Origin of the sequence: Vibrio sp. E14 (assembly GCF_020515785.1) — a bacterium.
GTDB lineage: Bacteria > Pseudomonadota > Gammaproteobacteria > Enterobacterales > Vibrionaceae > Vibrio > Vibrio diabolicus.
On sequence record NZ_JAHPJI010000006.1, the window covers coordinates 13,327 to 30,872 of the forward strand.

14 protein-coding genes are annotated in these 17,546 nt (G+C 44.7%); 9 read left to right on the forward strand and 5 right to left on the reverse strand.

The genetic code is table 11. The annotated features are described in order from the left end of the window. Positions 1-14: 14 nt before the first annotated feature. Together LIX84_RS16400 and LIX84_RS16405 are read right to left on the reverse strand one after the other, a co-directional pair. On the reverse strand, positions 15-971 hold the full coding sequence (locus tag LIX84_RS16400) for an ATP-dependent dsDNA exonuclease (RefSeq protein ID WP_226421762.1): 957 nt from the start codon (positions 969-971) through the stop codon (positions 15-17). After that, positions 968-2,296 carry a sphingomyelin phosphodiesterase gene (locus LIX84_RS16405; RefSeq protein ID WP_226421763.1) on the reverse strand — a complete coding sequence of 443 codons (1,329 nt, stop codon included), beginning with the start codon at positions 2,294-2,296 and terminating at the stop codon, positions 968-970. Before LIX84_RS16405 ends, LIX84_RS16400 begins: the two co-directional genes overlap by 4 nt. A 292-nt stretch (positions 2,297-2,588) precedes the next feature. Here LIX84_RS16405 and LIX84_RS16410 point away from each other — a divergent pair, with 292 nt between their 5' ends. Both LIX84_RS16410 and LIX84_RS16415 read left to right on the forward strand, forming a co-directional pair. Continuing rightward, positions 2,589-2,855: a hypothetical protein gene (locus LIX84_RS16410; protein WP_012841963.1), complete on the forward strand. Its 267-nt coding sequence runs from the start codon at positions 2,589-2,591 to the stop codon at positions 2,853-2,855. 155 nt (positions 2,856-3,010) lie between these two features. Beyond that, positions 3,011-4,639, forward strand: coding sequence for a methyl-accepting chemotaxis protein (locus LIX84_RS16415; protein WP_226421764.1), 1,629 nt, complete (start codon positions 3,011-3,013; stop codon positions 4,637-4,639). A gap of 129 nt (positions 4,640-4,768) precedes the next feature. Here the strand turns inward: LIX84_RS16415 and miaE are convergent, their stop codons facing one another. Together miaE and LIX84_RS16425 are read right to left on the reverse strand one after the other, a co-directional pair. Beyond that, positions 4,769-5,539, reverse strand: coding sequence for a tRNA isopentenyl-2-thiomethyl-A-37 hydroxylase MiaE (miaE, locus tag LIX84_RS16420; RefSeq protein ID WP_114322503.1), 771 nt, complete (start codon positions 5,537-5,539; stop codon positions 4,769-4,771). A gap of 97 nt (positions 5,540-5,636) precedes the next feature. Then, entirely contained in the window at positions 5,637-6,401 is a 765-nt protein-coding gene (locus LIX84_RS16425; RefSeq protein ID WP_006742886.1) for a hypothetical protein, read from the reverse strand. 313 nt (positions 6,402-6,714) lie between these two features. Here LIX84_RS16425 and cysB point away from each other — a divergent pair, with 313 nt between their 5' ends. Beyond that, positions 6,715-7,689 carry an HTH-type transcriptional regulator CysB gene (cysB, locus tag LIX84_RS16430; RefSeq protein ID WP_006742885.1) on the forward strand — a complete coding sequence of 325 codons (975 nt, stop codon included), beginning with the start codon at positions 6,715-6,717 and terminating at the stop codon, positions 7,687-7,689. A 53-nt stretch (positions 7,690-7,742) separates the two neighbouring features. Then, positions 7,743-8,939 (forward strand): methyltransferase, encoded by a 1,197-nt coding sequence (locus LIX84_RS16435; RefSeq protein WP_226421765.1) that lies wholly within the window; start codon positions 7,743-7,745, stop codon positions 8,937-8,939. A gap of 93 nt (positions 8,940-9,032) precedes the next feature. Here the strand turns inward: LIX84_RS16435 and ald are convergent, their stop codons facing one another. Further along, entirely contained in the window at positions 9,033-10,157 is a 1,125-nt protein-coding gene (ald, locus tag LIX84_RS16440) for an alanine dehydrogenase (protein ID WP_005378241.1), read from the reverse strand. A gap of 156 nt (positions 10,158-10,313) precedes the next feature. On the opposite strand from ald, the gene lrp reads away from it, so the two are divergent. The 5 genes from lrp to serS all read left to right on the forward strand — a co-directional run bounded on the left by lrp (position 10,314) and on the right by serS (position 17,470). Further along, a complete protein-coding gene (gene lrp, locus LIX84_RS16445; RefSeq protein WP_005378234.1) occupies positions 10,314-10,808 on the forward strand; it encodes a leucine-responsive transcriptional regulator Lrp in 495 nt (164 codons plus the stop codon). Positions 10,809-10,960: 152 nt separating this feature from the next. Next, the gene (locus LIX84_RS16450; RefSeq protein WP_226421766.1) at positions 10,961-14,014 is read left to right on the forward strand and encodes a DNA translocase FtsK 4TM domain-containing protein; all 3,054 of its coding nucleotides are present in this window, start codon (positions 10,961-10,963) and stop codon (positions 14,012-14,014) included. Between the two features lie 74 nt (positions 14,015-14,088). Then, the gene (lolA, locus tag LIX84_RS16455) at positions 14,089-14,715 is read left to right on the forward strand and encodes an outer membrane lipoprotein chaperone LolA (RefSeq protein WP_226421767.1); all 627 of its coding nucleotides are present in this window, start codon (positions 14,089-14,091) and stop codon (positions 14,713-14,715) included. Continuing rightward, positions 14,716-16,071: a replication-associated recombination protein A gene (locus LIX84_RS16460; RefSeq protein WP_031780168.1), complete on the forward strand. Its 1,356-nt coding sequence runs from the start codon at positions 14,716-14,718 to the stop codon at positions 16,069-16,071. It begins immediately after the preceding gene. Between the two features lie 91 nt (positions 16,072-16,162). Beyond that, complete coding sequence (gene serS / locus LIX84_RS16465; protein ID WP_167426732.1) at positions 16,163-17,470, forward strand: serine--tRNA ligase; 1,308 nt, start codon at positions 16,163-16,165, stop codon at positions 17,468-17,470. Positions 17,471-17,546: the final 76 nt, after the last annotated feature.

Sequence of the window (17,546 nt, forward strand, 5' to 3'; positions counted from 1 at the left end):
GTCAAAGCTGATTGTTAAGAAGAAAAAAATTCACGACGAAAATCCGCTACTTCTTGTTGGTAATAGGTTTGCCATTCCGGTTCTGACAAATTCGAATGGCTTGTGGCTCTCTCTTTTCTGAGTCTGGACTCAAGTTGTTGCAATGCTTGTTGGTAATCTCTGACTTGCTCTTTTTGCTCGGCAATTTGTTGCTCACGAGCGTGAATCTCTTCGCTTTCGTCCTTCGTTAAGTAAGTTTTTTCCAGCTCTGCGATGATGGTTTGGCGATCTGGAAAGCTCATGCTATTGGGTATTAGGGCGACTGCACGCTCATATTTTGCTTGGTCGTTTGTAAGCCCGATAGCCTCTGCATTTTCTTGCCAGTCTATGATGAGTTGCTCAAAAGCTTGCAAAAAGCTTTCTGGACTTTGCGTGTTGAGCTGTTGGGCCTCTAAATTGAAATCGTATAGGGCGAACTCATCCGCGAAAATAACATCAGCCAATTCCCCCCAGATGCTTCTTGCTTCGTTCTTCAGCTGTGCAATACGCGACGCCAGTGATTGTTGCTCATCAAATAACAAATTTCCTACACTCTCTTGCCATTGACTGTTGAGTTGATGGTAGTTCGCCAAAAGCTGAAATCGTGCTGAAGATAAATATGGCTCGAGCAAGGCTAACTGTTCCTCACAGTCGCGGTTCGACATGCACTCATGCCAAAATGACTCAAGCTCTGCGATGAGTTCTCTCCCTTTGAGCAGAGTTAGTCTCTCAGTCGTTATTTGAGTCGCAGAAGGGAGCTCTGCGGTCTGTGGTGAAGCATCTGCACTGGGAGCGATATTGCTTGTTTTTAGTGATGTACTGGGGACGTTCTTATTTTTTGTCTTTGGAGCAGAAGCGGACACGGCCGCTTCTTGCTGCCCATCCTGACTGAAAGTTAAAAACATCATGCCCGCCATAATGGCGGACATGATTATCAACGCGATTTTCTTCATGGCTTGATTGTTGCGCTAACTGGGAAATGGTCAGAAAGATTGTAGTGTTTCCATAAACTCTCTGCGGTTGTGCGCGGCACGTCTACACGGTTGTCATTGAATGATTTCACCCCGTATTCACTACTCACCATAACATAGTCAAGGTATTCCACGTTTTCGCCACCTGATAACGCTTCACCTGCGAAGTTATTGATGCGGGGATCAAAGGTTGACTCCGTGTATCCAGAATACTGAGGCTCTATGGCGCTTAAGTTAGCGATCATTTGTTGGTAGTCACCAGAGAACTTTCTTTTGTTTACGTTAAAGTCGCCGCTGTATACCACAGTTTCGCTTGAAGGAATGTTGAGAGATTTAGCGAGTGCGCGGATTTGTTTGAACTGGCGCTGACGATACTCGCGAGCGGTGTCTGTATCGAAAGATGCGGTATGGGTAGCAAACACATGGTAAGCCTGACCACCTTTAATAATTTCCGCATAATTCACGCCTTTGTCGGCAAAGCAGTCTGTGCCAGAGCAGTCGGGGAAGACATATTGCGCTTCATTCACGATAGGATAGCGACTGACAATGATCACCCCACCATCATGAATATTAACGCCTTCTTTATCTAACATCTTAGTTTGGTACGGATATTCCTTAGCTAACTCACGTAGGAATGCTTCACGACCGCTTGCAAACACTTCTTGCAGCGCTAATACATCATAACCTTTGACGTACTGAGGAATCAGTTCGTAACGATCACCGATGTGCGATGCAATAGCCGTAAGAGCCCAGATGTTGTATGTCATCAACTTAAGGTTTTGTTCTTCGTTATCGACAGATTCATTTACTTTGCTTGGCGTGATGGTGTAATAAAGATCGTCGTATCGAGCGGTACTGTCTGACTTAAATGCCAGTTCGGTTTCTCGGATGCCAAAAGCGTTAGTGTTGGCACGATGAATATTACGATCATCTTTAAGAGATAAATCGACATCGGACGCCGATAAGCCATATTCAATGGTTGAATTATACCAATGACCTTCCATGACCTGATTGAGTGTTATGCTTTCACCTTTAGGGCTAGAAACCACAGTTTCAAAACGGTAAGTTTGGTTTGATTTCACGCCTTCCCAACGATTGAAGCTCAATACAGGTTTGGTTTCCCACGGACCAAGTACTTGCACATGTTGCTGCCACTCTTCTCCGTATTGAAGTAAATCACTGCCTTCGTGCTTTACTTGAATAGTTAAAGGCTGATCAGAGTTATTGGTTAGATAAACATCTGTATCTGCAATGCTTGGCAATGCCACCAAGCCACTTAATAAAAGACCCCACTGCGATAATTTCATCTTATTTTTCCATCATTTGAACTAGAGCAATCATTCTTGTTTATAAATATTACTTGCACGTTAAATATGGATGACATCGAAGCCAGTACTAAAAATTGTTATCAGAATGTGATCTTTATTCAATGGTGAGGAGTCGGGGTAGAGAGTTAATGGTTGCTTAAGCGGTTGTAAATAATAGCGATGGTTAACGAATCGTACTCACTGCAATCAAGTTGTCATCTTCGCTCTATAAGTTGTGCGGCGTCATTCATCCAGCCACATGGCTAGAACTTAAATTGATAGATGGAGCACCATGGCTAGAGCAGTAAATCCAATCGATGAAACCATCATTAAATTACTACAAGACCAAGGTTTGATTAGAAGCGAAGCAGAAGCTCGTTTAAAGAAAGAGGTATACCGCTTACAGCCTAATGAGATTGAAAAAGTCAAAAATTATGCCCAGCACTTTGGCATCAACGCTAAAGAAAAACTCATCGATGAGATCTTAGAGTTGCGCCGGGAAGCGCTCATAAAAAAATGTAGACACAATACGGAGCATGCGAGCCTATCTCTAAAATAGCACGTGATAAAAATATCAATTACTGGTCAAGATTTGATCTTTCAGGCCGATGTATATAAGAGCGCTCAATGATATCGAGCGCAAAAAACAGTGTGTTTTAGAGGTTAAGCTTTCACTTAAGTGAGAGGTTTGGAAAGGCTGCAGGGAGAAAGTGCATGCGTATTAAAGACTTAAGTGTCGTAAAGAAAATATCGGTTAGTTATTTAACCGTTTTTGCCGTGTTTGGTTTAGTGTCAGTAATGTTGGTACAAGGTTTGTTAACACTGAATAAAGACATCTCAGTGCTAACGGATAAAAGCTTACCTTCTGTTGCGATTTTGAAAGGTATCCAAGTTGATATTACTAAAGTGCGCAAAGATGAGTTCTCTTTATTGCCAAACGCAAATCACCCCAAAATTGGTGAGTGGTTAAAAGGCCTCGACCAATGGCGTTCTGATGTGCAGGCTGGTATTGCAGAATACGAAAAGCTCGACCTTAATCAGCGTGAAACGCAGTCTTTTAACGTTTTTAAAGAAACTTGGAATCAATACATCAAGGAAACGAAGACTTACAACGCACTGCTAAGCCAAGGTGATGCTGAAAGTGCAAATGATGTGATTTTATCGAGTTTCGATACTTACTCAAAAGCGTTGAGCAGCTTGGATGATACCCTCGCGTTGAACGATGAGTTGGTGAATTTGATTGGCGAAGAAGTACAAAATGAAGCGGCATTTACACAATACAGCGCTGCTGTTGGTGCGCTTGTCGTCGCATTGGTCATGGTAATGTCTGCCATGTTGCTTTCTCGAGTCATTTGCGGGCCTGTTGATCGAGCATTGGAATTCGCTTCCAAAATCGCCAAGGGTCAATTGAATAATCAAATCGACGAAAGTGAATTGAGCAAGGACGAGTTAGGAACGTTGCTCAAAGAGCTTGTCGGTATGCAAACAAACTTACATTCGCTGGTTTCTGAGATTAATGACTCAACGATTCAGCTAACGGCAGCAGTAGAGGAGGTGAGTGCTATTTCTTCTCAGACCGCTTCTGGTATGCAAAATCAACAAATTGAACTTAGCTCGGTGGCTTCTGCGATGACAGAAATGCAAGCTGCTGTAAGTGAAGTGGCACAAAATACCGAAGTTGGCGCGACCTCCGCTTACTCGGCAACGGAAGTGGCAAAGCAAGGAACGGCGACGTTACAACAAACTATCGCAGTAATTGAGCGTGTATCACATACGATCCAAGAGTCTGATGAACTGGCACGTGAGCTTGAATCTAGCTCAAACAATATCAATGTGGTCGTAGATGTGATCCGCGGGATTGCGGAGCAAACAAACTTGTTAGCACTGAACGCCGCAATTGAAGCTGCTCGGGCCGGTGAACAAGGACGTGGGTTTGCTGTTGTGGCAGATGAGGTTCGTTCTCTGGCGCAACGCACTCAAGACTCCACTTCACAAATTGTGGAAATTGTTAATCAACTACAAGAGAGCAGCAGCAAAATAGGGCATTCAAGCCGTGATTGTCAGGAGGGCATTTCTCAGTGTGTTGAGCAAGTCAATGACGCTGATAGCCAGATAAAAGAAATTGAACATTCTGTCGATAACATAGCGCAAATGAGCACACAAATCGCAACGGCTTGTAGTGAGCAGAATTCTGTATCCGAAGAGCTGAATCGAAGTGTGGAGCATATTAATAGTGCCTCAACAGAGATGGCTGAGGGAGCTTCGCAAACGGCTGTGGCTTGCCAGCAGATCAGTAGACTAGCGCACAACTTGAAAACTCGAATGGGTTCATTCCAGCTCTAGTTGTTGTGTTTCAGCTTTATTCCTAACCTCATTGCTACAAAAAATAAGCCGGACGAAATGTCCGGCTTATTTATTCTCTGCCTATATAAATAAGTTCAGAGCATGCTCAATCTTGGGAGAATATGCTCGCTAGGCTGGAATACCACTATGGAACTTAAAATCTGTATCTGGCGTAGAAATTAAATCTGCCTCAACTCGGCCAAAATAGGCTATGCGTTCGCTGATGTCTTTCCCCGCGATTTGCTCTGCCAATACAAGATAATCTTGATAGTGGCGCGCTTCTGAGCGCAGTAAAGAAACGTAGAATTTTGCGATATCGTCATCCATATGTGGTGCTAGTTTGGCAAAACGCTCACAAGATCGGGCTTCGATGTACGCACCAATGATGAGCTTATCGATCAGCGTTTCCGGTTCATGAGTCTTCATATGCGAAATGAGCCCTTTAGCATAGCGACTTGCTGGAATATTTTTATACTCAATTCCACGACTTTCCATGATCTCTAAAACCTGATAAAAGTGGTGTAACTCCTCTTTAATCAAAAGCACCATTTTATCGATCAAATCTTGGCTGTAAGGTGAGTTGGACTTAGCCATGATCGCTTTGGAAATATTGCTCTTACCTTTTAAAGTTTCTAGTGAGCCTACATTGCGATAAGCAAAATTTTCATAGGGTTTAAACCAGTCAAGCAGAGCATGTGAACTGGATTGGTCAACGGCATACTTACGAATTAAAAACATCGCAGATTGGCCAGCTTTTAGCTCACACAGTAGGTGGTCTAATAAAATGGTTTGAAGATTTTCTGGTTTCTTTGCTTCCTCTACCCATTCATCAGGTGTGCTGCATTGCAGAAATTGGTTAATGGGAGCAAGAAGATCTTGATAGGCGTCTAGATTCATCATTTTAATTTTAGTACTTCACATTCTAATTGGGCATATCCGCTATCTTACGGATAGAAAAAAGGCTGCGATTGCAGCCTTTATTGACCTTAAGTGAATGTTACCACTTTTTCTTCTCGCCGAAGAGTGCTTCCATGTCATTGTCGCGCTCTTTATCGGCGATCTGCTGCATTTCAGCATCACTTTTATCTTGGCGTTTTTTATCTAGGTCGCCCAACATGTCTTCAAGCTTCTGTTTCGCTTGAATCGAGTAGGGGTCGCTCTTTGTACTCAATGCATCGATACCTTTGCGTAGCAGTTGAAGTGCTGTACCAGGTTGACCTCGAGCGATTGAGTCGTTTGCTCTTTTAATGACGTTTTCGATGTTGATACGAATCTGCATCGTTTCTAAACGCGCATTTTCAGCGACATAAGTCTGGGTGTCGATACGGCCTTTATTGTGTTCGTTACGGATAGTATCGCGAAGGCGCTTCACCAACTTAAGCATGACGATGGCTTGTTTATCACTGCTCGGCATTTTGAACGTGGTACTCTCGCCAGTGGGACCATTCTCTTTCAGTTGCTCAATCTGTTGCTTCATGTTTTCGATACGTTGAGCAAGCTGCTTATTCTTCGGGTCAAGCTCATGCATGCTTTCTAGCGCGTCAAGAATACGATTGTTTAGACACAGCAACAGCTCCTTGCTAAAAGGGATATGGTGCGCATGACCAATCAACTCTTCAGTGCCATCAATCAAGGCAACATAGCGTGCGGACTCCTGTCTTTTCGCAGTCTCTACCTTGACCTTATACTGCAACATAATGTTATAGCCTAGGATCAACACCAGTAGGATGGCTACCAAAGCGATTATTAAACCAATATTCATATCTTTGCGTCTGCTTTACTTTTCTACGGCTAGCGTTAAAGAATACATGAATCTTATCTTACTCGGCACCCTATTTGTTTGATTATTTTGTCTCTCCCACGTTTTAGCTACTGATAGAAGTCACATCATAGAAATTCAGTCATTTATTGGCTCAACTTTGTGCATATTGTTTCTATGTTGAGGATTATCAGTATGTGATTGAGGTATAAGTTAGAAATTACTGTTCATTTCGATTTGAACGCGTTATAACTAATTATTATATCGCTCGTCCGAGTGGCCAATAAATTCTCTCATGAACAAGTAAGGGATTACGATGAAACTGCAGCAGCTGAAGTATATTGTTGAGGTTGTAAACCATAATCTGAATGTATCCGCGACGGCAGAAAGCTTGTATACCTCTCAGCCAGGTATCAGTAAGCAGGTTCGGTTGCTGGAAGATGAGTTAGGCATTCAGATTTTTGAACGTAGCGGTAAGCACTTAACACAGGTGACACCTGCTGGTGAAGAAATTGTACGTATCTCTCAAGAAATTCTCGCTCGTGTAGAAAGTATCAAAGCTGTAGCAGGGGAGCACACCCACCCAGAAATGGGGACGCTGAATATCACCACGACACATACGCAAGCGCGTTATGCTTTGCCGGATGTCATCAAAGGCTTCACTTCTCGCTACCCAAAAGTGTCATTACACATGCATCAAGGTACGCCGTCACAAATGTCTGAGGCAATTGCTAAAGGTACGGCGAACTTTGCGATTGCGACAGAAGCGCTTCACTTATATCAAGATGCCATCATGCTGCCTTGTTATCACTGGAACCGTTCAATTGTCGTGCCTAAAGATCATCCATTAGCGAAGAAAGATAAGGTAACGATCAGCGATCTTGCCGCTTATCCATTGGTCACTTATGTGTTTGGTTTTACGGGTCGTTCAGAGTTAGATACCGCATTTAATCGTGAAGGTTTAACCCCGAGAGTGGTGTTCACTGCAACTGATGCGGACGTTATTAAAACGTATGTTCGCATGGGTATTGGTGTCGGCGTAATTGCTAGCATGGCTGTGGATGAAGAGCAGGACAGCGATTTAGTCGCAATAGATGCGAGCCATTTATTCGGGGCTAGTACGACAAGTATTGGCTTCCGTCGCGGCACATTCCTGCGCTCATACATGTTCGATTTTATGGAACGCTTTGCTCCTCATTTAACTCGCCCAGTGGTAGAGCAGGCGATTTCGTTGAAATCTAATGCAGAAATCGAAGAGATGTTTAAAGACATCGAGCTCCCGGTGAGATAACACTTCATTGATGTTTCGATTCCCTCTACAATGCGCTCGTTGTAAGGGGAGTTATGAAAACGCAATTTCAATTTATTAATGACTGCTTATTGGAAAACGAATCGCTATGGCGGTTTGAACCATTTAAAAGTAGCATTCACACCTCATTACCTTGGCAAGAGCAACACCCTCAGTTGTGCCAGTGGTTAGTGTCTCTTTCTCCCTCTCAAATCGAAGAGTATAAAGCGGAACCTGAACTCGCCTTAAAAGCGATAAGCGCGTTCGTGCCTCAACTCGAACAACTCGCTTATCACACGCGTTTAGAGTCTTTAACCTCAAATGGTTTGGCACTCGCTCGTGGTTTAGACAACGGCATTCCCGGACGTAAGCTGGAGCAAATCAGCTCGATGGGTGAAGCTGCAATTCAACAACACTGTGGCGAAGAATGGTTAGAGTGGTGTTCAGGGAAAGGTTATTTAGGACGAATCCTGGCAACACAAACCGATCAGCCTGTGACCAGTTTCGAATATCAACAAGCACTGTGTGATTCAGGGCAACAAGCTGCGAATGAACACCATTGGAAAATGACGTTTATTCAAGGTGACGCGTTTGATAGCAAAGCAAAAGCGGTATTCAAGCCAAAGCAACACGCGGTGGCACTGCATGCGTGTGGTGACCTCCATGTTCGTCTAATGCAGTACGGCAGTGAGAATGGGATTGCTGCGATGACCATCTCACCTTGTTGTTATCACTTGATTCAGTCGGAACAATACGAGCCGATGTCGAAACCGGGGAGGGTTTCTTCTCTCTCATTGTCTAAGCAAGAACTGCGTATCCCGTTACAGCAAACGGTGACAGGGGGGGAGCGTGTACGTCGCCATCGTCAGCAGGAAATGGTGTTTCGTCTTGGCTTCGATTTGATTACTCGACGAGCGTTAGGCATGGCAGAATATCAACCTGTCCCCAGTATTCGTAAGTCGCAATTAAGTGAAGGCTTTGAATCTTTGTGTCGCTGGGCGGCGGAGCAGAAAGGTATCGTTCTTTCTCAAGAAATCGATTTCGATCATTTTGAAAAGTTAAGCGAACAACGCTTCTGGCAAATGGAGAGAATGAGCTTAGTGCAACTGGTTTTTCAACGTCCATTGGAGATCTGGCTCGCATTGGACAAAGCACTTTATCTTGAAGAACGTGGTTATCGTGTTAGATTGTCAGAGTTTTGCCCTAAATCAGTTACACCTAGAAATATTTTAATTTGCGCATATAAGAATTAGTTATTTTTTATAGCTAAACGCTCTATATGAAAAAGCCCACTTACGTGTGGGCTTTTGTAAACAAAACGTGACAAATTGTGTTTTATTTTGTCATTAATTGAACATAGCGATAGCTTGAGTTGGTTCAACGTATTCCAAGTCAAAGCTTTCTGCTACTTCTTTACATGTTACTTTTCCGTGAATAACGTTTAGACCTTCAAGGAAGCCTTTGTCTTCTAGAAGTGCCTCACGGTAGCCTTTGTTTGCGAGTTTCACAATGTAAGGGAGTGTTGCATTGTTCAATGCGAAAGTTGAAGTACGTGCAACCGCACCAGGCATATTTGCTACGCAGTAGTGAACCACTTCATCAACGATGTAAGTTGGATCTGCGTGGGTTGTTGCGTGAGATGTCTCGAAACAGCCACCTTGGTCAATAGCCACGTCAACCACTGCCGCACCAGGTTTCATCTTAGCAATGTGCTCTTTTGTTACCAGCTTAGGCGCTGCTGCTCCAGGAATTAGAACTGCACCGATAACAAGGTCAGCTTCTAGAACATGCTTCTCGATAGCGTCTTCAGTAGAATAAACCACTTTAGCGCGACCTTGGAATTCTTCGTCAAGCTTACGAAGTGTATCTACGTTGCGGTCTAGAATGGTTACGTCAGCGCGAAGACCAACAGCCATACGAGCTGCGTTTGCACCAACAACACCACCACCAACGATGACGACTTTCGCTGGCTCAACACCAGGTACGCCACCTAGTAGCAGACCACGACCGCCGTGTGATTTTTCCAATGTTTGCGCGCCAGCTTGGATAGACATCCGACCTGCCACTTCTGACATTGGTGCTAACAGTGGCAAACGACCCATATTATCTGTTACAGTCTCATAGGCTATACAGACAGCTTTGCTCTTGATTAGCTCATCAGTTTGTGGAAAATCTGGTGCTAGGTGTAAATAAGTAAATAAAATTTGCCCTTCGCGGAGCATTGCTCTCTCTACTGCTTGGGGTTCTTTTACTTTTACAATCATGTCTGCTTGCGCGAATACGTCTGCAGCATGAGGGAGAATGGATGCGCCGACAGCGATGTAATCATCGTCTGAAAAACCAATGCCGGCACCTGCATTGGTCTCAACTAAAACTTGGTGACCATGTGAGATGAGTTCTCTCACGCTTGCTGGGATCATACCAACACGATATTCGTGGTTCTTGATTTCCTTAGGTACGCCAATGATCATCCTGTATCCTCTTTCTATAATGGTTGTATTAACTGTTTGTAGGGTGTTATTGTCGAATTAATAACTAGTATAGTTATAGATTTGTAAAATTTGGCACCAAATATTAAAAAGTTGTAGTATATTTTTTTGCAAGGAAGTAATAAGGTGGAATAAAAAATGGCAGACAACTATAAAAAGCCGTCCAAGGAACTAGACCGTATCGACCGCAACATTCTTAATGAACTGCAGAAAGACGGTCGTATTTCAAACGTTGAGCTTTCAAAACGTGTGGGACTTTCTCCAACGCCATGTTTGGAGCGTGTACGTCGCTTAGAGCGTCAGGGTTACATCACAGGATACACTGCATTATTGAATCCGCAGTTCCTGGATGCGTCACTATTAGTATTCGTTGAGATTACATTAAACCGTGGTGCGCCGGATGTATTTGAGCAGTTTAACTCAGCTGTTCAAAAGCTAGACGACATACAAGAGTGTCATCTTGTATCAGGTGACTTTGACTATCTTCTTAAAACCCGTGTATCAGATATGGGTGCTTACCGCCGACTATTGGGCGATACGTTACTACGTCTACCTGGCGTAAATGACACTCGCACATACGTTGTAATGGAAGAAGTGAAACAATCTAACCAGCTTGTGATCAAAACTCGTTAATTTCTTGCAAAGAAAGCGGTATATGCTTCCGCTTTCGCCAGAGAGTAATTGGGTTTTTCTCTTTGATATGGTTAAATCAATTTACCGAGCGGCTTGATGCCGCTCGGAATGTTTTGCAATTTCCTATTTCATTTCCATATTCAAGTTGATTTATGTTCAAAGAGAACGCAAAGAAAGTCGAAACCATTATCAAAACCAGTGAAGAGCCCCAGTCTTCACGCTTAAATGGCTTCCAACGCTTAAAAGAGTGCTGCTTTATCGTTGGCGTTCTTAGCTCGGTATTGCTTGCGGTTGCACTATTTACCTTCAGTCCGGCCGATCCTTCTTGGTCCCAAACCGCATGGGGAGGGGAGATCGACAATGCTGGTGGCCTTTTCGGCGCTTGGCTTGCGGACACACTATTCTTCACATTTGGCTCTCTCGCTTATCCAATCCCTTTCTTGCTAGCTGCGGCTGCATGGGTGATTTGCCGTAAACGAGGAGAAGATGAGCCAATTGATTTCATGTTATGGGGTACGAGGTTACTCGGCCTTGTCGTCCTTATAATGACTAGCTGTGGTCTAGCCGATATTAATTTTGATGATATTTGGTATTTCTCGTCCGGTGGTGTCGTCGGAGATGTGTTGTCTAGCCTAGCTTTACCTACATTGAATGTACTTGGCACGACATTGGTACTGCTGTTCTTATGGGGAGCGGGTTTTACTCTCTTTACTGGCATCTCATGGCTTAACATCGTTGAGTGGCTTGGAGATCGTGCATTAGCGCTAATTGCGGCGCTTGCAAATAAGATAAGAGGCTCTGAGCAAGAAGTTTTAGAACCTCAGCTAGATGAGTTCGTGGAAGATAAAGTCTCTACGCCTAGACATAACGTAGACCATGACATTGATGATGAGCCGCTTCCTCATTTAACGGCGTTCGATGTCGATGAGCCGAAAGAATCGGCGCCTGCGCATGAATATCCTATTTATATGCCTCAAGCTAAACCTGAGAAGCCAGCGGAACAAATGATGGTGGAACCGACGCCGCCACAACACAAGGCTACGGTTAATGCTGCGCCAGTTTATGCTCAACCTGAGCACCAAACGCAACCTGTCCATGCGGTGAATACTGATAACGTTGATCCGCTTCTGGAGCGTACCAAGCAGCTGAATGTCACGATAGAAGAGCTTGAAGCTGCAGCGCAACAAGCAGATGACTGGGGAACTGAAGAACAGGCAGCCCCATCATTTGCAGACACTTACTCTTCCTATGTAGAGCAACATACAGCTACAGAAGAACCGATCAGTGTTGAACCAGATTATGCGGAGTACGAACAATTTGAAGCAGAGCAAGTACAGCAGCCAAGTATTGAGCATCCTGTGCATGAAGAGCCTGTAATTGATTCCGCTGCGCTAGATAGCATCACGGAGCAAACAGAATCGAGTCAACACATTGAACCTACGATCTCTGATTTTGACGTGTTAGACGATGAAGACGAAGTGGAGTCACAGTCTGTACAACAAGTACAGCCAGCTCCAACAACACCTCATCAGCAAGTGGCAACACCTTCAACAACATTTGAACCTGCACTTCAAAAAGCGGAGGTTGAAGAGGTTCAAGACGGCGACGAAGATGTAGCGGCATTCCAAGACATGGTTTCTAGTGCGCAAGCCAAAGTAGCAGCGACACAGAACCCATTTTTGGTACAGAAAGAAGAAAACCTGCCTGTTCCGGAAGAGCCACTTCCAACGCTCGAGTTGCTTTACCATCCAGAAAAACGCGAAAACTTTATCGACCGTGATGCGCTAGAGCAGGTCGCTCGATTGGTTGAGAGCAAGCTAGCGGACTACAAAATCAAAGCCGACGTGGTGGGGATTTATCCTGGTCCAGTGATCACTCGCTTCGAGCTTGATTTGGCGCCGGGGGTAAAGGTAAGCCGTATTTCTGGTCTTTCAACTGACTTAGCGCGTGCATTGTCTGCAATGGCTGTACGTGTTGTAGAAGTAATCCCTGGCAAGCCTTACATCGGTTTGGAACTGCCAAACATGAGTCGTCAGACGGTCTATTTATCTGATGTAATCAGTAGTCCTCAGTTTGAGCAAGCAACGTCACCAACAACGGTTGTGTTAGGTCAAGACATTGCGGGCGAAGCTGTTGTGGCTGATCTCGCGAAGATGCCTCACGTGCTAGTAGCAGGTACAACCGGTTCTGGTAAGTCGGTGGGTGTGAACGTGATGATTTTGAGCATGCTGTATAAAGCTGGCCCAGAAGATGTACGCTTCATCATGATTGACCCGAAAATGCTAGAGCTTTCTATTTACGAAGGTATCCCTCATCTTCTTTCTGAAGTTGTGACTGATATGAAAGACGCATCAAACGCTCTACGTTGGTGTGTGGGTGAGATGGAACGTCGTTATAAATTGATGTCGGCATTGGGCGTTCGTAATGTGAAAGGCTTTAACGAGAAGTTGAAGATGGCAGCAGAAGCAGGTCACCCAATTCATGATCCATTCTGGCAAGAAGGCGACAGTATGGATACGGAACCGCCATTGTTAGAAAAACTGCCGTACATCGTTGTTGTTGTCGATGAATTTGCTGACCTGATGATGGTGGTGGGTAAGAAGGTAGAAGAACTGATTGCACGCTTGGCACAAAAGGCGCGTGCGGCAGGTATTCATTTAATTCTTGCGACTCAGCGTCCATCGGTGGATGTTATCACGGGTCTGATTAAAGCGAATATTCCAACTCGTGTTGCGTTTACGGTATCGACTAAAACAGACTCCCGTACAATCCTAGATCAAGGCGGCGCAGAATCACTGCTTGGTATGGGTGATATGTTGTATCTACCGCCGGGCTCAAGTCATACAACTCGTGTCCACGGTGCATTTGCATCAGATGATGATGTTCATGCTGTTGTAAACAACTGGAAAGCGCGTGGTAAACCGAACTACATTGAAGAGATCATCAGCGGAGATCAAAGTCCAGAAAGCTTATTGCCAGGTGAGCAAATGGAAGCGGATGAAGATGTGGATCCACTCTTCGATCAAGTCGTTGAGCACGTAGTTCAGTCACGTCGAGGTTCGGTTTCCGGTGTTCAGCGCCGATTTAAGATCGGTTACAACCGTGCCGCCCGTATTGTTGAGCAACTCGAAGCACAAGGTATCGTGAGTGCACCGGGTCACAACGGTAACCGCGAAGTTTTGGCTCCTGCGCCACCAAAAGATTAATGAACTTGTGTTACTCACCTCAGTCCAACAGAGGTGAGTAACTTTAGGTCTTTGACCCTCTGATAGGTATCTGAATGAAAAAACGATTTTCAGCGAAATTTTTCTCAGCGCTAGTTTTAAGCGTTTCTTTCTTCTCAGTTGCGAATGCAGCATCTCCCAAAGACGAACTCAATAAACGTCTCGCAATGAACGAAGGTTTCAGTGCCGATTTCTCCCAGCAAGTGATCAGCCCTGAAGGTGAAACGGTAATGGAAGGTGAGGGCACGGTTGAAATCGCTCGTCCAAGTTTGTTCCGTTGGAGTACGACTTTCCCAGATGAAAACCTTTTAGTATCTGACGGCAAGACGTTGTGGTATTACAGCCCATTTATTGAGCAAGTAAGCATTTACTGGCAAGAGCAAGCGACCGAGCAAACACCATTTGTGTTGTTAACTCGCAATAGAGCAAGCGATTGGGATAACTATAAGATTTCTCAGAAAGGTAATGAGTTTACGCTCATTCCAACGGCAATTGACTCTACTCAAGGCCAATTCCAGATTAATATTGATACAAAAGGTGTAGTGAAAGGCTTTAACGTCATTGAGCAAGATGGTCAGAAAGGGCTGTTTACTTTTAGTAATGTTAAGCTTGGTAAACCAAAGGTAGACAGATTTACATTCACAATTCCAGATGGCGTGGAAGTGGATGACCAAAGGAATTAATTGGTAGTGAGTAATTACACGTTAGATTTCTCAGGGGACGAAGATTTTCGTCCCCTTGCTGCTCGTATGAGACCACAAACTATCGAACAGTATATTGGACAGCAGCATATTTTAGGTCCGGGTAAACCCCTACGCCGAGCGCTAGAGGCTGGACACATTCACTCGATGATTTTGTGGGGACCACCTGGCACAGGTAAAACGACATTAGCGGAAGTGGCAGCAAACTATGCCAACGCCGAAGTTGAGCGTGTATCTGCGGTGACGTCTGGCGTTAAAGAGATCCGTGCTGCGATCGACAAAGCGCGTGAGAACAAAATGGCAGGTCGCCGCACTATCTTATTCGTGGATGAGGTGCATCGCTTTAACAAATCACAGCAAGATGCGTTTTTACCACATATTGAAGACGGTACGGTTACGTTTATCGGTGCGACCACAGAGAACCCTTCGTTTGAGTTAAACAACGCATTACTCTCGCGTGCTCGCGTTTACAAGTTGACTTCTCTTGGCCAGAGCGAAATATCGCTGGCGCTTGATCAAGCGATTAACGACAAAGATCGCGGCTTGGGGAATATACCAGCACATTTCGCCGATAACGTATTAGATCGCCTAGCAGAGCTAGTTAACGGTGATGCTCGCATGTCTCTCAACTACCTTGAGCTGCTATACGATATGGCCGAAGACAATGCGCAGGGTGAAAAAGAAATCACGCTTAAGTTGCTTGCGGAAGTGGCGGGAGAAAAGGTCTCTCGCTTTGATAACAAAGGTGATATCTGGTACGACTTAATCTCTGCGGTTCACAAATCCATTCGTGGTTCAAATCCAGACGCCGCTTTATATTGGGCTGCACGTATGATCGCTGCAGGTTGTGATCCGCTCTACATCGCTCGCCGATTACTTGCGATAGCATCGGAAGATGTTGGCAATGCGGACCCTAGAGCCATGCAAGTTGCACTCTCCGCGTGGGACTGTTTTACACGCGTTGGTCCAGCAGAAGGTGAACGCGCGATTGCGCAGGCGATCGTTTACTTAGCGTGCGCGCCAAAAAGTAATGCGGTGTACGTGGCATGGAAACAAGCGCTCACAGATGCTCATAACTTACCTGAATATGAAGTGCCTCATCACCTTCGAAATGCACCTACCAGTTTGATGAAAGACATGGGTTATGGAGCAGAGTATCGTTATGCTCACGATGAGCCGGGTGCCTATGCAGCCGGTGAGCAATATTTGCCACCAGAAATGGCGGATCGTAAGTATTATCAGCCAACAAATCGCGGTCTAGAAACCAAAATCGGCGAAAAGTTAGATTACTTGGCTAAATTAGACGCAAATAGCCAACAAAAGCGCTATGAAAAGTAGGCGTTTTTGGATACATTTGTTCAGTAAATTTTTTTAACGCGTACGCTTGGAAAGTGCGCGTGATTTCACAACAAAAAGCATAGGATTAACAATGCTGGATTCTAAATTACTTCGTACAGAGCTGGATGAAACAGCTGCTAAACTGGCGCGTCGTGGCTTTAAGCTAGACGTAGAGACTATTCGTAAACTTGAAGAACAACGTAAGTCCATTCAAGTAGAAGTAGAAAATTTACAATCCACGCGTAACTCCATCTCCAAACAAATCGGCCAAAAAATGGCGGCTGGCGACAAAGAAGGCGCAGAAGAGATCAAGAAACAAATCGGTACTCTAGGTAGCGATCTTGATGCGAAGAAAGTTGAACTTGAGCAAGTAATGGCTCAACTAGACGAATTCACGCTTTCTGTACCAAACATCCCAGCAGATGAAGTGCCAGATGGCAAAGATGAAAACGACAACGTTGAAATCTCTCGTTGGGGTGAGCCTAAGACTTACGACTTCGATTTGAAAGACCATGTTGACCTAGGTGAAATGGGTGGCGGTCTAGACTTCGCAAGTGCAGTTAAGATCACTGGCGCACGTTTCATCGTGATGAAAGGCCAATTTGCTCGTCTACACCGTGCAATTGCTCAGTTCATGCTAGATCTTCACACAGAAGAACATGGCTACACTGAAATGTACGTACCTTACCTAGTGAACTCTGACAGCCTATTCGGTACTGGTCAGCTTCCTAAGTTCGGTAAAGACCTTTTCCACACAGAGCCTCTAGCGGAAAAAGTAAACGACGAAGAGCCACGAAAACTGTCTCTAATCCCTACGGCAGAAGTACCTGTAACGAACCTAGTTCGTGACACGATTTCTGACGAAGCGGATCTACCAATCAAGATGACAGCTCACACGCCGTGTTTCCGTTCAGAAGCGGGTTCATACGGTCGTGATACTCGTGGTCTGATTCGTATGCACCAGTTCGACAAAGTTGAGCTTGTACAAATCACTAAGCCAGAAGATTCAATGAATGCGCTAGAAGAGCTAACAGGTCACGCTGAGAAAGTTCTACAACTTTTAGAGCTTCCTTACCGTAAAGTGGTTCTTTGTACAGGTGACATGGGCTTCGGCGCTCGTAAAACTTACGACCTAGAAGTTTGGGTTCCTGCTCAAGAAACTTACCGTGAAATCTCTTCATGTTCTAACATGTGGGACTTCCAAGCTCGTCGTATGCAAGCGCGTTTCCGTCGTAAAGGCGAGAAGAAACCTGAGCTTGTACACACGCTAAACGGTTCTGGTCTAGCTGTAGGTCGTACAATGGTTGCTATCCTAGAAAACAACCAAGAAGCAGACGGTCGCATTGCAATCCCTACAGTACTTCAGAAGTACATGGGCGGCGCAACGCACATCGGTTAGTGCATTAGCCACTAGAACACCAAAACCCAGCCATAGTGCTGGGTTTTTTGTTATTTGCGTCGAGTGAAAATACGTT

Excerpts from the sequence above, each read along its gene's own strand:
- LIX84_RS16425 (WP_006742886.1), bottom strand. The coding sequence starts at position 6,401 with ATGAATATTGGTTTAATAATCGCTTTGGTAGCCATCCTACTGGTGTTG.
- LIX84_RS16400 (WP_226421762.1), bottom strand. The coding sequence starts at position 971 with ATGAAGAAAATCGCGTTGATAATCATGTCCGCCATTATGGCGGGCATG.
- LIX84_RS16410 (WP_012841963.1), top strand. The coding sequence starts at position 2,589 with ATGGCTAGAGCAGTAAATCCAATCGATGAAACCATCATTAAATTACTA.
- lrp (WP_005378234.1), top strand. The coding sequence starts at position 10,314 with ATGGCAGACAACTATAAAAAGCCGTCCAAGGAACTAGACCGTATCGAC.
- serS (WP_167426732.1), top strand. The coding sequence starts at position 16,163 with ATGCTGGATTCTAAATTACTTCGTACAGAGCTGGATGAAACAGCTGCT.
- LIX84_RS16405 (WP_226421763.1), bottom strand. The coding sequence starts at position 2,296 with ATGAAATTATCGCAGTGGGGTCTTTTATTAAGTGGCTTGGTGGCATTG.
- LIX84_RS16450 (WP_226421766.1), top strand. The coding sequence starts at position 10,961 with ATGTTCAAAGAGAACGCAAAGAAAGTCGAAACCATTATCAAAACCAGT.
- ald (WP_005378241.1), bottom strand. The coding sequence starts at position 10,157 with ATGATCATTGGCGTACCTAAGGAAATCAAGAACCACGAATATCGTGTT.
- miaE (WP_114322503.1), bottom strand. The coding sequence starts at position 5,539 with ATGATGAATCTAGACGCCTATCAAGATCTTCTTGCTCCCATTAACCAA.
- LIX84_RS16415 (WP_226421764.1), top strand. The coding sequence starts at position 3,011 with ATGCGTATTAAAGACTTAAGTGTCGTAAAGAAAATATCGGTTAGTTAT.
- LIX84_RS16435 (WP_226421765.1), top strand. The coding sequence starts at position 7,743 with ATGAAAACGCAATTTCAATTTATTAATGACTGCTTATTGGAAAACGAA.
- cysB (WP_006742885.1), top strand. The coding sequence starts at position 6,715 with ATGAAACTGCAGCAGCTGAAGTATATTGTTGAGGTTGTAAACCATAAT.
- lolA (WP_226421767.1), top strand. The coding sequence starts at position 14,089 with ATGAAAAAACGATTTTCAGCGAAATTTTTCTCAGCGCTAGTTTTAAGC.